At 64.3% G+C, this 14,172-nt stretch carries 13 protein-coding genes; 2 read left to right on the top strand and 11 right to left on the bottom strand.

Features of this window, described 5'->3' with window-relative positions; all coding sequences use genetic code 11:
• Positions 1-31: 31 nt before the first annotated feature.
• The 4 genes from U8330_RS16165 to U8330_RS16180 all read right to left on the bottom strand — a co-directional run bounded on the left by U8330_RS16165 (position 32) and on the right by U8330_RS16180 (position 4,133).
• The gene (locus U8330_RS16165) at positions 32-514 is read right to left on the bottom strand and encodes a type II toxin-antitoxin system PemK/MazF family toxin (RefSeq protein WP_323106272.1); all 483 of its coding nucleotides are present in this window, start codon (positions 512-514) and stop codon (positions 32-34) included.
• Between the two features lie 195 nt (positions 515-709).
• Positions 710-1,696 (bottom strand): Hsp33 family molecular chaperone, encoded by a 987-nt coding sequence (locus U8330_RS16170; protein ID WP_323106273.1) that lies wholly within the window; start codon positions 1,694-1,696, stop codon positions 710-712.
• Between the two features lie 239 nt (positions 1,697-1,935).
• Positions 1,936-2,853, bottom strand: coding sequence for an ornithine carbamoyltransferase (argF, locus tag U8330_RS16175; protein WP_323106274.1), 918 nt, complete (start codon positions 2,851-2,853; stop codon positions 1,936-1,938).
• A gap of 77 nt (positions 2,854-2,930) precedes the next feature.
• Positions 2,931-4,133 carry an aspartate aminotransferase family protein gene (locus U8330_RS16180; protein ID WP_323106275.1) on the bottom strand — a complete coding sequence of 401 codons (1,203 nt, stop codon included), beginning with the start codon at positions 4,131-4,133 and terminating at the stop codon, positions 2,931-2,933.
• A gap of 488 nt (positions 4,134-4,621) precedes the next feature.
• Here U8330_RS16180 and U8330_RS16185 point away from each other — a divergent pair, with 488 nt between their 5' ends.
• Positions 4,622-5,176: a GcrA family cell cycle regulator gene (locus U8330_RS16185; RefSeq protein ID WP_323106276.1), complete on the top strand. Its 555-nt coding sequence runs from the start codon at positions 4,622-4,624 to the stop codon at positions 5,174-5,176.
• A gap of 102 nt (positions 5,177-5,278) precedes the next feature.
• Here U8330_RS16185 and phoB read toward each other — a convergent pair whose 3' ends face one another.
• From phoB to phoR, 7 genes are all read right to left on the bottom strand, one after another.
• Positions 5,279-5,962: a phosphate regulon transcriptional regulator PhoB gene (phoB, locus tag U8330_RS16190; protein WP_323106277.1), complete on the bottom strand. Its 684-nt coding sequence runs from the start codon at positions 5,960-5,962 to the stop codon at positions 5,279-5,281.
• 186 nt (positions 5,963-6,148) lie between these two features.
• On the bottom strand, positions 6,149-6,859 hold the full coding sequence (gene phoU, locus U8330_RS16195) for a phosphate signaling complex protein PhoU (protein WP_323106278.1): 711 nt from the start codon (positions 6,857-6,859) through the stop codon (positions 6,149-6,151).
• Positions 6,860-6,899: 40 nt separating this feature from the next.
• Complete coding sequence (gene pstB, locus U8330_RS16200; RefSeq protein WP_323106279.1) at positions 6,900-7,715, bottom strand: phosphate ABC transporter ATP-binding protein PstB; 816 nt, start codon at positions 7,713-7,715, stop codon at positions 6,900-6,902.
• A gap of 13 nt (positions 7,716-7,728) precedes the next feature.
• Positions 7,729-9,054, bottom strand: a complete 1,326-nt coding sequence (gene pstA, locus U8330_RS16205) for a phosphate ABC transporter permease PstA (RefSeq protein ID WP_323106280.1) — start codon at positions 9,052-9,054, stop codon at positions 7,729-7,731.
• On the bottom strand, positions 9,051-10,535 hold the full coding sequence (gene pstC, locus U8330_RS16210; RefSeq protein ID WP_323106281.1) for a phosphate ABC transporter permease subunit PstC: 1,485 nt from the start codon (positions 10,533-10,535) through the stop codon (positions 9,051-9,053). Before pstC ends, pstA begins: the two co-directional genes overlap by 4 nt.
• Before the next feature lie 100 nt (positions 10,536-10,635).
• Positions 10,636-11,670 (bottom strand): substrate-binding domain-containing protein, encoded by a 1,035-nt coding sequence (locus U8330_RS16215; RefSeq protein ID WP_323106282.1) that lies wholly within the window; start codon positions 11,668-11,670, stop codon positions 10,636-10,638.
• 198 nt (positions 11,671-11,868) lie between these two features.
• Entirely contained in the window at positions 11,869-13,098 is a 1,230-nt protein-coding gene (gene phoR / locus U8330_RS16220) for a phosphate regulon sensor histidine kinase PhoR (RefSeq protein WP_323106283.1), read from the bottom strand.
• Positions 13,099-13,276: 178 nt separating this feature from the next.
• On the opposite strand from phoR, the gene ppk2 reads away from it, so the two are divergent.
• A complete protein-coding gene (ppk2, locus tag U8330_RS16225) occupies positions 13,277-14,152 on the top strand; it encodes a polyphosphate kinase 2 (protein WP_323106284.1) in 876 nt (291 codons plus the stop codon).
• Positions 14,153-14,172 lie beyond the last annotated feature (20 nt).

A 14,172-nucleotide genomic window follows, 5' to 3' on the forward strand; every position in this document is an offset into this window, starting at 1 on the left:
GATGCTAATATGAAGCCGATCCTTCGTCTGGTCAAGAGCAATCTTTGAGAGGCGCGGCGAGAGCTTGAGACATCAGGGTCAGGACAGATTGGAGCTCCTTCGAGGAGAGCCTGGGAACCTGTCCTCTCACCTGCCTCAACCGGCTCGTTGCGACCATGCAGGGGTGGTCGCACAAAATCCAGCTGCGACGGTTATCGAGGCGCTCCTGCACAGCGCGGCTGGTTTCGATGGCCATCGGATCGGTTTCATTGCTGCGTGCGGTCGAGAACGGCAGGACGGTGACCTTGCCGTGGAGGGTGTTTCTGCGGCTCACGATCACACACGGTCGCGTCTTCCACATTTCCGGCAATGCGGTGTCCCGTCGGTCGTTGAAGGCGCACCAGTAGACGTCGCCGACGCGCGGCGCGGCGCGGATGACCGGCTTGTAACGGCGGGGAAAGTGAGACGCGTCCACAGCGACGATCTGGGCAAGAAACTCGGCGATCCAGAGGTCTGAATCATGGGCCTGCTCCATCCCTTCGCCACCTGCCCCGTTAGACTTGCCTGTCTTCCGGATCTCGAGCGCCCGGCTCGCTCCGTATCCGAAAAGCTTATCAGTTTCTTCTTAAATTCGGCAAGGGTGTGCCGCAGGCGTGCAGGCTGTGCGCACGAAAAAGCCGGAGGCACTGTCTGCCCCCGGCTGACCCGGATTCGTTCAAGGACCGCCGCTCTACTGCGGCCGCACCTCCGTTGCCTCGAAGCGGTAGGTGGTCGAGCAGAACTCGCAGGTCACCGAGATGGCGCCATCTTCCAGCGAGGCGTCGATCTCCTCCTGGCTGAGGCTGGCGAGAACGTCGCGCAGCCGTTCGCGCGAGCAGGTGCAGCGGTCATAGACCGGCTGCGGCGGATAGACCCGAACGCCGCGCTCATGGAACAGGCGGTAGAGCAGACGCTCGGTGCCAACCATCGGATCAGTCAGTTCGTCGGCGTCGATCGTCTCGACCATGACACGGGCCTCGTCCCATAGATCATCGATCTCCGCCGGCATGTCCTCGGCGCCATCGCCGCCCGGCAGGTCCGGCTGGCGCATGCGCTCCGGCGCCTCGGGCAGGAACTGGGCGACCATGCCCCCTGCCCGCCAGCGATGGCGCGGCTTGCCGTTCTCGTCACGATCGAGCAATTCGGCGACGCCGAGCCGCACCTTGGTCGGGATCTGTTCGGACTGGCGGAAGTAGACCCCGGCAATCTCCTCGAGCGAGGCACCGTCGAGCGGCACGATGCCCTGGTAGCGTTGCGTGTGCGCACCCTGGTCGATGGTGAAGGCAAGAATCCCTTCGCCCAGCAGGTCCTGGGGCTGGGTGTCGCCGCGCTCCACTGCCTGCGCCAGCGCCGCCTCGTCATAGCGGGCATAGGCGCGGACGCGATCGGGCGTGGAGAAATCCGCGACGACCAGATCCACCGGACCATTGCTCTTGGTCTGGATGATCAGCTTGCCCTCGAACTTGAGCGAGGTGCCGAGCAGGACGGTGAGGACCACCGTTTCCGCCACCAGCCGGGCCACCGGCAGCGGGTAGTTGTGGCGCTCGAGAATGGCGTCGAGCATCGGGCCCAGCTGGACGGCGCGGCCGCGCACGTCGAGCCCTTCGACCTGGAAGGGCACGACATGATCGTCGCCGGCGAAATCGAACTGGCCGAGGCTATGGCTCTCCTGCGTCATACTCTACGCTCCTTTCCTGCCTGCAAGCGGCGCATCGCGCATCGGCCTGCAGGATAGCGACGGGCACGCACTTGATAAAGCACCGGGACGGCAGGGGTTCCAGCCGTCCGGCCTTGCGCGATGCGCCGGCATCCGTGTGGGGTGATCATCACAAAACAAGACAGGCGCCAAGAGCTTCCTCCTGGCACCCGTCGTCGAGGCTTAGATCGGGATGACGCCCGTTCCTTTCAAGGGCAGGCTCAGAGCGCGCCGAGGCACCAGGCAAGGATGGATTTCTGCGCGTGCAGCCGGTTCTCGGCCTCGTCGAAAACGACAGACTGCGGACCGTCGATGACCTCGTCCACCACCTCCTCGCCGCGATGGGCTGGCAGGCAATGCATGAAGAGCGCCTTGGGGTCGGCCCGCTGCATCAGGGCCGGATTGACCTGGAAGGGCTGGAAGACATTGTGGCCGCGCGCGCGATGCTCCTGGTTCATCGACACCCAGGTATCCGTCACCACGCAGTCGGCGCCCTCGACCGCCTTTTCCGCGTCATGGCAGAGCATGACATCGCCGCCATTGTTGCGCGCCCAGTTGAGGAAGCGATCCTCCGGCTCGGAGCCGAGCGGCACGGCCATGGTCATGCGGTAGCCGAAGCGGGCCGAGCCTTCGATGAAGGAGTGGAGCACATTGTTGCCGTCGCCCGTCCAGGCGATCGTCTTGCCCTTGACCGGTCCGTGATGCTCCTCGAAGGTCATGATATCGGCCATGATCTGACAGGGATGCGTGGCATCGGTCAGGCCGTTGATGACCGGCACGGTCGCATGTTCGGCAAGCTCCATCAGCCGGGTGTGGTCGGTGGTGCGGATCATGATGGCGTCGACATAGCGCGACAGCACCTTGGCCGTATCGCCGATCGTCTCGGCCCGGCCGAGCTGCATTTCCGTGCCGGAGAGAAACAGTGTCTCGCCGCCGAGCTGGCGCATGCCGACATCGAAGGACACGCGGGTGCGGGTCGACGGTTTTTCGAAGATCATCGCGAGCATCTTGCCGGCCAGCGGTTTCTCCGCCGTGCCCGCCTTGGTGGCCGCCTTTCGCTCCCGCGCATCCTCGATGATCGCGCGCAGGTGTTCTCCGGTCATCGCGGACAGATCGAGGAAATGTCGGGTCTCGGCCATGAAATGCGGTCCTTCTCAAAATCGGAATGCCGGGCGTCGGAACGCCCGGCCTGGAAAAACGAAACCGTTGGTTGGGATCAGGCGCTGGCGCGCTGCTGCTCGACGCGGGTCAGCTGCTCGGCGGCGCGTTCCAGCCGGGCCAGACCCTCGCGCGCCTCGTCCGCGCTGGTGACCAGTGGCGGCAGCAGGCGGATGACGTTTTCGCCCGCGGGCACTGCCAGCATCTTCTCAGCACGGATCGCCTTGAGGAGATCGGCCGCCGGCACCACGGCCTTGATGCCGAGCATCAGCCCGTCGCCACGGATCTCGGCGATCACGTCGGGATAGCGGTCGGCCAGAGAGGCGAGACCTTGGCGAAAGACCAGCGCCACGTCGCGCACATGCTCGAGGAACCCTTCGGCCAGCACGACGTCGAGCACGGCATTACCGACGGCCATGGCCAGCGGATTGCCGCCATAGGTAGACCCGTGCGTGCCGGCGATCATGCCCGAGGCCGCTTCGGCCGTTGCCAGGCAGGCGCCGAGCGGGAAGCCGCCGCCGATGCCCTTGGCCACAGCCATGATATCCGGCGTGACGCCCGACCACTCATGGGCGAAGAGCTTGCCGGTCCTGCCGATGCCGCACTGGACCTCGTCGCAGATGAGCAGCAGGCCGAACTCGTCGCAGAGCTGCCGCAGCGCCTGCATGAATTCCTTCGATGCGAGGCGGATGCCGCCTTCGCCCTGGATCGGCTCGATGAGGATGGCCGCCGTCTCGTCGGTGATCGCATCCTTGACGGCCGTCAGATCGCCGAAGGGCACCTGAACGAAGCCGGGGGTCTTCGGGCCGAAGCCTTCGAGATACTTCGCCTGGCCGCCGGCAGCGATGGTTGCGAGCGTCCGGCCGTGGAAGGCGCCCTCGAAGGTGATGATGTGGAAGCGCTCCGGCCGGCCCTTGGAGAACTGGTAGCGGCGCGCCGTCTTGATGGCGCATTCCAGGGCTTCCGCGCCGGAATTGGTAAAGAAGACCTTGTCTGCGAAAGTGTTGGCCGTCAGACGCGCCGCAAGCTTCTCCTGCCCTGGGATCTCGTAGAGATTGGAGAGATGCCAGATCTTTTCCGCCTGCTCCTTGAGCGCGGCGACCAGATGCGGATGCGCATGGCCGAGCGAATTGACGGCGACGCCGGCCGCGAAATCGAGATAGCGGTTGCCATCCTCCGTCGTCAGCCAGACCCCCTCGCCGCGCTCGAAGCGGAGGGGCGCACGCATATAGGTGTCGTAAAGCGGCGTGGCCTCGGTCATGACGTGGAACTCCTTCGCTTGGCCGCCACCGCCGCGCGCTGAACGCGGTCTTTCAAGCAACGGCGCCTTCCCTTGCCGGCCGGCGCGGACCTCCGCGTGGCCGTCCGGTGCTCGAAACGGCCCGGAACAATGAAAAATGCCGCCTTGGCGGCGGCAGCGGCACTATTGTCATTCCGTGCCTTTCTGTCAACAAAACTCCCGCTTTTGTCGAGGTTTGCGGCGCATGAAACCATGCGCGTCACGCATCACCGACAGGCTTGCAAAATGATCACACCGACGGAGCAAGTTGGGGAAAACTCAAAAATCGATTCGGGCCGATTCCGGCGACTCTTGTCACGGAGTCACCCCATCTCTAGGTTAACTCTCAATTGCTAGACGCATGCGGCGGACCTAGTCACCAAAAGAGTCAAGGCGTTGTGGTTTCGGAGCTTCCGGAACACGGTGAGGGATTCGCTCTCCGAAATGCCTGGGATGGGAGACACGAGAGCATGAACTGGACGGATGAGCGCGTTGAGAAACTCAAGAAGCTTTGGGCCGAAGGCCTGAGCGCGAGTCAGATTGCCGCGCAGCTCGGCGGCGTAAGCCGCAATGCCGTGATCGGAAAGGTGCATCGCCTGTCCCTGCCGGGTCGTGCCAAGGCGGGCGGCAGCGCGCCGGCGGCTACGCGTCCGAAGCGGCCCGCGACCCCCGTTCGTCCGGTTTCCGCGGCGCCGGCCACGCAGGCACAGGAACAGCCCCGCGCCGTGGCGCCGCGTCCGGCAGCCCGCGCCACCAGCCCGATGGTTATCCATGAAACGCAGGACCGCGCTGTCGCTCTCTTCGAGGACGCCCAGCAGCCGGCCAATACCAACATTGCATCGCCCTCGTCGCGCAAGCTGGCGCTGACGCAGCTGACCGACCGGACCTGCAAATGGCCGATCGGCGATCCGATGAAGGACGAGTTCCACTTCTGCGGCAACGATGCGCCGGATACGTCGCCCTACTGCACCTTCCATGCCCGCCTCGCCTACCAGCCCTCTGCCGAGCGCCGCCGCATGCGCTGAGTGCGCAAACGGAAAACGAATGAGAAGAAGCCCTTCCCGCCTCGTGTTCGGAAGGGCTTTTTCGTTCGTGCCGGGGTGTGAAGCGTCCGGCCGAGGGTCCGATCAGCCTTCCAGCGAATAGCCGGCGCCGCGCACGGTGCGGATGACGTCCTGCATGTTGGCGAAGTTCAGCGCCTTGCGCAGCCGGCCGACATGAACGTCGACCGTGCGTTCATCGACATAGATGTCATGTCCCCAGACGCCGTCGAGCAATTGCGAGCGCGAAAAGACGCGGCCCGGCGAGGACATGAAGAATTCCAGCAGGCGGAACTCCGTCGGGCCGAGACGCACCTCGCGGCTCTTGCGATGCACGCGATGGGTCTCGCGGTCGAGCTCGATATCGCCGCATTTCAGGAGCGAGGAGAGCACTTCCGGCCGGGCTCGCCGCAGCATGGCGCGCACCCGCGCGATCAGTTCCGGCGTAGAGAACGGCTTGACGACATAATCGTCGGCTCCTGTCGCCAGGCCACGGACGCGCTCGCTCTCTTCGCCGCGTGCGGTCAGCATGATGATCGGCAGCCGCTCCGTTTCATTGCGCTGGCGCAGACGCCGGCAGAGCTCGATGCCGGACACGCCCGGCAGCATCCAGTCGAGGATGAGCAGGTCCGGCAGGCGCTCCTGCAGGCGGATCTCCGCTTCGTCGCCGCGCGCGATCGTATCGACCTCGAAGCCCTCCGCCTCGAGATTGTAGCGGAGGAGAACGCTCAGCGCCTCTTCATCTTCAACGACTGCTATCTTGGGTTGCATTTCATCCTACTCCCATCCCGCGCCGGCGGTCCGGCGTGCGGGGATCACAACTGGCCGCAAGGGCCCTTCTTGCTGTCCGGCCCCGGAGGCCGGCGGGTCAGTGCACAGTGAGGGTACCGCGCCGCCAGCGCCGTTGAACGCAGGCGGGACCGCCCTGAGACACGGGGCGCGCGGCAGCCGGATCACTCAGGTGGCGAGCGCACCCACCGTGTTTGCGGAATCATCCTTGGGGCGCTCGCCGAGCGGCTGGGCGCCGGTGGTCATGTAGTAGATCGTTTCCGCGATGTTGGTCGCGTGGTCGCCGATCCGCTCGATGTTCTTCGCGCAGAACAGAAGATGCGTGCAGGAGGTGATGTTGCGCGGATCTTCCATCATGTAGGTCAAGAGCTCGCGGAACAGCGAGGTGTAGATGGCGTCGATCTCGCTGTCGCGCTCGCGAATGCTCTTGGCCTTTTCGGCCGAGCGCGAGGCATAGACATCGAGCACTTCCTTGAGCTGCATCAGCGCCAGTTCGGCGAGATGTTCGAGCCCACGGGCGAGCTGGCGCGGCAGGCTGGTGCTGGACACCGCGATCACCCGCTTGGCCGTGTTCTTGCCGAGATCGCCCACCCGCTCGAGATCGGCGGCAATGCGGATGGAGCCCATGATCTCGCGCAGATCCGCCGCCATCGGCTGGCGCTTGGCGATGGTCACGATCGCCTTTTCGCCGATCTGGCGCTCGGCATCGTCGAGTACGACATCGTCGGAAATGACCTTCTGGGCGAGGCCCAGATCGGCATTGACGAGGGCGCGCACGGATTCGGCGACCATCTGCTCGGCGAGCCCGCCCATTTCGGAAATGCGGCGGCTCAGATATTTCAGGTCTTCATCATAAACGGAAACGATATGGCTGGCCATGGTCCTGTCCTTGTCTCAAGAGGCGCGGCGGGCACGGGCCTCAGCCGAAGCGACCCATGATGTAATCCTGGGTGCGCTGGTCATCCGGATTGGTGAACATCTTGTCGGTGTCGTTCTCCTCGACGAGATTGCCGAGGTGGAACATGGCGGTGCGCTGCGAGACGCGGGCGGCCTGCTGCATCGAGTGGGTGACGATGACGATCGTGTAATTGGCGCGCAGCTCGTGGATCAGCTCCTCGACCTTGGCGGTGGCGATGGGGTCGAGCGCCGAGCAGGGCTCGTCCATCAGGATCACTTCCGGGCTGACGGCGACGGCACGCGCAATGCACAGGCGCTGCTGCTGGCCACCGGAGAGGCCGGTTCCGGATTCGTGCAGACGGTCCTTCACCTCGTTCCAGAGGCCGGCCTTCTGCAGGCTCTGCTCGACGATCGCGTCGAACTCGGCCTTGGTGCGGGCGAGCCCGTGGATCTTCGGGCCATAGGTGACGTTTTCGTAGATCGACTTCGGGAAGGGGTTCGGCTTCTGGAACACCATGCCGACACGGGCGCGCAGTTCCACCACATCGATCGAAGGATCATAGATATCGCCGCCATCGAGCGTGATCTTGCCGGTCACGCGGCAATGGTCGATCGTGTCGTTCATGCGGTTGAGCGTGCGCAGGAAGGTGGACTTGCCGCAGCCCGAAGGGCCGATCAGCGCGGTCACGGTGTTTTCGCGGATGTCGAGGTTCACGTCGAACAGCGCACGCTTCTCGCCGTAATAGACCGACACATCCTTGCCGACCATTTTCAGGGGCACCGCATTCATTTTCTGGTCCACTGCCTTCTCGAGTGCTGCTTCGGTCATCATGTTCATCGTTTCTACCTCACTACCAGCGACGCTCAAAGCGACGCCGCAACAGGATTGCGCCAAGGTTCATGACCACCAGGAAGATCAGGAGAATGATGATCGCGCCGGAGGTCCGTTCGACAAATGCTCGTTCGGCTTCGTTGGCCCACATGTAGATCTGGACCGGTAGTGCGGTGGAGGGTTCGAGCGGCGATCCGGGGAAATCGACCACGAAGGCGACCATGCCGATCAGGAGCAGCGGCGCCGTTTCGCCGAGCGCGTGGGCAAGGCCGATGATGGTGCCGGTGAGGATGCCCGGCATGGCAAGCGGCAGGACATGGTGGAAGATCGTCTGCATCTTCGAGGCGCCGAGACCGAGGGCTGCTGCGCGGATCGATGGAGGCACGGCTTTGAGCGCCGCCCGTGTGGCGATGATGATGGTCGGCAGGGTCATCAGCGTCAGCACCAGGCCACCCACCAGCGCCGCAGAGCGCGGAAGGCCGGCAAAGTTGATGAAGACGGCGAGGCCCAGCAGGCCGTAGACGATCGAGGGAACGGCCGCGAGGTTGTTGATGTTCACCTCGATCAGGTCCGTCAGCCGGTTCTTCGGCGCAAATTCCTCGAGATAGATCGAGGCGGCGACGCCGATCGGCAGAGCGAGAACCAGAACGATCATCATCGTGTAGAGCGAGCCCAAAGCGGCGACGCCGATGCCGGCGGCCTCCGGCCGCGAGGACGCACCCGAGGTAAAGAGGCCGGTGTTGAAGTTGGCCGTCAGCGCGCCATCCTCGGCGAGCGTCTTCATCCAGGCCACCTGCTTGTCCTTGACCTTGCGGTTGGCTTCCGCAACCGAAAGATCGATCTGCCCCTTGTTGGCGGAATCGATATTGCCTTCGGCAAGCAGGGCGACCGGCATGGTCTGGCCGATGATCGCCGGGTTGGCGACGACGATGTCGCGCAGCTGGGTGCGGGCGCTCGCCGAAATCATGTCGGTGGCGAGCTTCACATCCGCCCGGTTCTTCGGATCGATGCCGAGCTTGGCCACCAGCGCATCGCGTACCAGCAGCGGGTAGTTCGCCGTCATCAGCTTGGCCGGATTGGTCGCCCGCTCGTTCTTGGGGTCGATGACCTGCTCGGAGAAGGTGATCGGCAGCGTGACCGTCGTCTGCAGGAAGGCGGTGTAGCCGTTGGAGATCACCGTCCAGAGCAGAAGGCAGAGGAAGAAAATGCCGGTGCAGATCGCCGCAATGCCATAGGCGCGGAAGCGACGTTCGGAAGCGTAGCGGCGCTTGATGCCGATATCGCGCCGGGCCTGGGCGGGACGCGCGGTGGGCGCACCCGGCAGCGAATGGGTGAAATCGGTCATTCGTACTGCTCCCGATATTTGCGGACGATGTAGAGCGCGTAGATGTTGAGGCAGAGTGTGATGGCGAAGAGCGTGATGCCAAGCGCGAAGGCGACCAGCGTCTGCGGCGAGGTGAATTCAAGGTCGCCGGTCAGCTGGTTGACGATCTTGACGGTCACGGTCGTCATCGGCTCGAAGGGATTGATCTGCATGCGCGCCGCAACACCGGCGGCCAGCACCACGATCATGGTTTCGCCGACGGCGCGCGAGGCGGTGAGCAGCAGCGCGCCGACAATGCCGGGAAGCGCTGCCGGCAGCACCACGCGCTTGATCGTTTCCGAGCGGGTCGCCCCAAGCCCGAGCGAGCCATCGCGCAGCGCGCGGGGCACCTGGGTGATGATGTCGTCGGAGAGCGAGGAGACGAAGGGGATCAGCATGATACCCATGACGATGCCGGCCGTCAGCACGCTCTGGGCCTGGATGAAGCTCGTATAATTGCCGGTCACGAGGCCGTTCAGCTGGGCCGAGATGTCGCGCAGGAACGGGCCGACGGTCACGAGGGCGAAGAAGCCGTAGACGATGGTGGGGATGCCGGCCAGGATTTCCAGCAGCGGCTTGGCGATGGAGCGAACCGGGTTGCTCGCATATTCCGCCATGTAGATGGCGGCGAAGAGGCCGATCGGCACCGCGAACAGCATGGCGACGAAGGCGATGTAGAGCGTGCCGGCCAGCAGCGGCAGGAGGCCGAACTGCCCGGCCTGGCCGGTGTTGCCCGCGGCGGCAAAGCGCGGATCCCAGACCGTGCCGAAGAAGAACTCGGCCGGCGAGACGGAGGCAAAGAAGCGCAGCGCCTCGGTCAGCATCGAGCCGATGATGCCGATCGTGGTCAGGATGGCGATGGAGGAGGCGAGCAAGAGGGCGCCGAGGATGACGCGCTCGACCCTGTTGCGGGCCCGGAAGCGCTGGTCGATGCCGCGTAGCGCAAAGACCGCACCGGCGATGGCAAGCAGCAGAACCACGCCGCCCATGGCGAGCGCGCTGGTCTGGCTCATCGCATTATACCGGTTGGCGGACTCGACCATGTAGGGCGCGCCGTCACCGGCGAGCGGAATGCCCCTGGCGGCCAGACCGTCGCGCAGCGAAACCGATCCATTGTCGATCGCGGCCCGCTCTTCCGGCGAGAGCAGAAGCAGGCCGCGGGCCACAGACTTGACCTGGCCGAGCGCCAGCTCGGTGGCGGCCGCGCCCTGGTTCAGCACGTCGTTCGGCAGGCCGAAGCGCGTGCGATCATCGATGACGGACGGGGCGACGGCAAGCCAGACGGCGAAGACAAGAAGCGCCGGCAGGAGCGAGAGAAGCGCTGCGTAACTGCCGTGATAGCCGGGAAGCGAATGAAGGGAGGAGAGCTTGCCCTTGGCCGAAGCGATGGAGCGCGCGCGTCCCATCAGAAAGGCACCGGCTCCGATCAGGAGCACGAGAAGGAACAGGAGTGATGCTGTCATCGGTCGGGTCCCCCGGTCTCGTCCACGCTGGAGAGCCGGCCAATCAGAGACGAAAGGGGTCCGGCGCGGCGAAGCGCCGCGCCGGATGATCCATCATGGATCAGAGCTGCTTGCCGTCGGTGAAGGCCTTGCGGGCGGCTTCGCGCTCGGCATCCGGAGCGGCGACGAGACCATAGGCGGCCAGCGGGCTTTCCGGACCGACCATCTGGTCGTCGAGGAAGAATTCGACATATTCCTTCAGGCCCGGGATGACGCCCAGATGCGCCTTCTTGACGTAGAAGAACAGCGGACGCGAGACCGGATATTCGCCGGATGCGATGGTTTCAACCGAGGGCACGACGCCGTTGACGGTGGCGACCTTCAGCTTGTCGGCATTGTTTTCATAGAAGGCGAGACCGAAGACGCCGATGCCGCTCTTGTTGGCCGCGATGCGGGCGAGCGTTTCGGTGTAATCGCCGTCGATGTCGACAGCCATGCCGTCCTTGCGGACCGCGATGCACTTGCGGGCCTGCTCCTTGGCGTCGGAAACGGCAGCCTTGATGACCTCTTCGGCGCCGGAGTCCTTGCAGCCGGCATGCAGGATCTTCTCTTCGAAGACTTCGCGCGTGCCGTGCTTTTCGCCCGGGATATAGGCGGCGATCGTGGCGTCCGGCAGGTCCTTGTTGACGTCCGACCACTTCTTGTAGGGGTTGGCGACCAGCTTGCCGTCGACGACCACTTCGGCGGCGAGGCCGAGATAGAGATCCTTCGGCGCGAGCTTCAGGTCGGCATTGCCGCTGTCGGTGGCGAAGACGATGCCGTCATAGCCGATCTTGACTTCCTGGACTTCGGTGACGCCGGCGGCCTTGCAGGTCTCCAGCTCGCTGTCCTTGATCTTGCGCGAAGCATTGGCGATGTCGATCGTGTCCGGGCCAACGCCCTTGCAGAATTCCTTGAGGCCCGCGCCGGTGCCGCCGGATTCGACGACCGGGGTCTTGAAGTCGGGGAAGGTCTCGCCGAAGGTTTCAGCGACGATCTTGGCGTAGGGAAGAACGGTGGAAGAGCCGGCAACCTGGATCTGGTCGCGAGCGGCGGCAGCGCCGGCAAAGGCGACGGTCGCCACGAGGGCGGCTGCGGTAAGCTTGAGGGTGTTCATCGAAATCTCCCGAAGTGGGCTGGTGGGTGCGCTTTCGCTGCAGCGCTCTCTTTTTTCGCCGTCAATCTATCGGCAACCAATCCTTTAGCGGCCGACACCCCGAGCTTTTATGTCAGTTCTGCAAAACATTTATGACAGTGCAACCCTCTGATTTGAAATAATAAAATAAAACGGCTGCACAATAATCCCGTCAAGCTGTCAAAAGCGGACCGTAAAGACCGTGCCCTCGCCCAGCGTGGAGCGCACGATGAGGCGCGCACGGTGGCGGGTGAGGATATGTTTGACGATGGCGAGGCCGAGTCCGGTGCCTTTTTTCGACCGGCTGGCCTCGACATTGACGCGGTAGAAGCGCTCGGTGATGCGCGGCACATGTTCGGCCGGAATGCCCGGACCATGGTCACGCACGGAGACTTCGGCCGGGTCGCTGCCGCCGCCCGACAGGGTGATTTCGACGCGCTTGCCCTCCTGCCCGTATTTGCAGGCATTCTCGACAAGGTTCTCGAACACTTCGATCAGTTCGTCCCGGTCCCCCTGGACGATGACGGGGCCCGGCGGCGGACTGACGGTGATGGCGACGTCGAGATCTCGGGCGAGCGGCCCCAGCGCATCGCAGACATGGCTGATAAGCGGCACGAGATCGATCTCGTCGGCCGGCGCGATATGGGCCTTCAGTTCCAGCCGCGACAGGGAAAGGAGATCGTCCACCAGCCGGCTCATGCGGGTTGCCTGCTCGAGCATGATGCCGAGGAACCGCTCCTGTGCCTTGGGATCGTTGCGGGCCGGGCCCTGCAGGGTTTCGATGAAGCCGCGCAGCGAGGCGAGCGGCGTGCGCAGCTCGTGGCTGGCATTGGCAACGAAGTCCGAGCGCATGCGGTCGATCCGCCGCGCCTGCGAGATATCGCGGTAGGAAATGACGTAGACGGTCGTCCGGCCCGCCGCGTCGATCACGGTGCGGGCGACCCGCACGACGTAGACGAGCTCCGACGGCAGTCGCTCCGAATGCTCGATCTGGTTGACGCGGCCGGTGGCGATGGTTTCGCGCACCATGTCGAGAATGCCGGGCGAGCGGACGCGGGCGGAGAGATCGGTCAGCGGCGGGATGACGCCGAAAGCCTTTTCGGCAGCCTGGTTCTGGAACAGCACTGCCTCGTCGGCCCCGACCACCAGGATCGGCATGTCGAGCGCGTCGAAGCCCGCCCCCAGCGCATCGAGGTCCAGCGCCTCTTCCGGGCTGTCGGCGATCACGTGAGTCTCGTCTTTCACCTCCTTCGGGCGACGCAGGAGTGCCGCGATGAAGACCAGCCACAGGAGCGCCACCAGCGCCACATGGCCGGCCGACAGAACCACGGCCACGGCGGCAAGCAGCGACAGCAGCACCAGCCCCCATTCGCCCGAGGCCCTGCGCGCCAGACGCCGCCAGAATGCCATGCAACCCCTCCTGCGTCGGCGCGTTTTCCGACCGGCAGCCTTTGCTGCCTCGACCATGCCATAAACCCGTTCCGTGACATGATTTTCACGGACCGCTTGAAACCACAATGGAATTATGCCCAGCTCCCGAAAGACCCGTGGGGAGAGAGCCGGGTGCCAAGACCGAGGAGGACTGCGAATGGACGACATTCTGCCGGTGGCGCTGAAGATCGGCGGCAAGACGAAGAGCTTCGATGTCGACACGCCGGAACTGCCGGACTGGGTCACCAAGAAGGCCATGTCTTCCGGCGGCTACCCCTATGACAAGAAGCTCGACAAGGACACGTTCAAGACCGATCTCGAGCGCCTCCAGATCGAGCTCGTCAAGGTTCAGGCCTGGCAGCAGGCCACCGGGAAGCGGGTGATCGTTCTGTTCGAAGGGCGGGACGCCGCCGGCAAGGGCGGCGCGATCCATGAGACGCGTGCCTATATGAACCCGCGTACGGCCCGCATCGTCGCCCTGACCAAGCCGACGGAAACCGAACAGGGTCAATGGTACTACCAGCGCTACATCACCCATTTTCCCTCGGCCGGGGAATTCATTCTCTTCGACCGGTCCTGGTACAACCGTGCCGGCGTCGAGCCCGTCATGGGCTTCTGCACGCCCGAGCAGTACGAACACTTTCTGACGCAGACGCCGCGCTTCGAGAAGATGATCGTCGACGAGGGCATCACGCTGATCAAGATCTGGCTGGAGATCGGCCGGGAAATGCAGCTGATGCAGTTTCACCAGCGTCGCCATGATCCGCTGAAGGTGTGGAAGCTTTCACCGATGGATATCGAGGCGTTGACGCGCTGGGACGACTATACGGAAAAGCGGGACCGCATGTTCAAGGAGACGCATACCGACAAGGCGCCCTGGACCGTGGTGCGGGCGAACGACCGGCGCCGCGCGCGCCTGCATGTCATCCGCCATATCCTGACCCGGCTCGATTATGCCGGCAAGGATCCGGTGGCGATCGGCGAGATCGACGACAAGATCCTGGGCAGCGGTCCGGATTTCCTCAGGAAGTGAATCCTGCCGGCCGCTGAGGG

Origin of the sequence: Rhizobium sp. CC-YZS058 (assembly GCF_034720595.1) — a bacterium.
Classification (GTDB): Bacteria; Pseudomonadota; Alphaproteobacteria; order Rhizobiales; family Rhizobiaceae; genus Ferranicluibacter.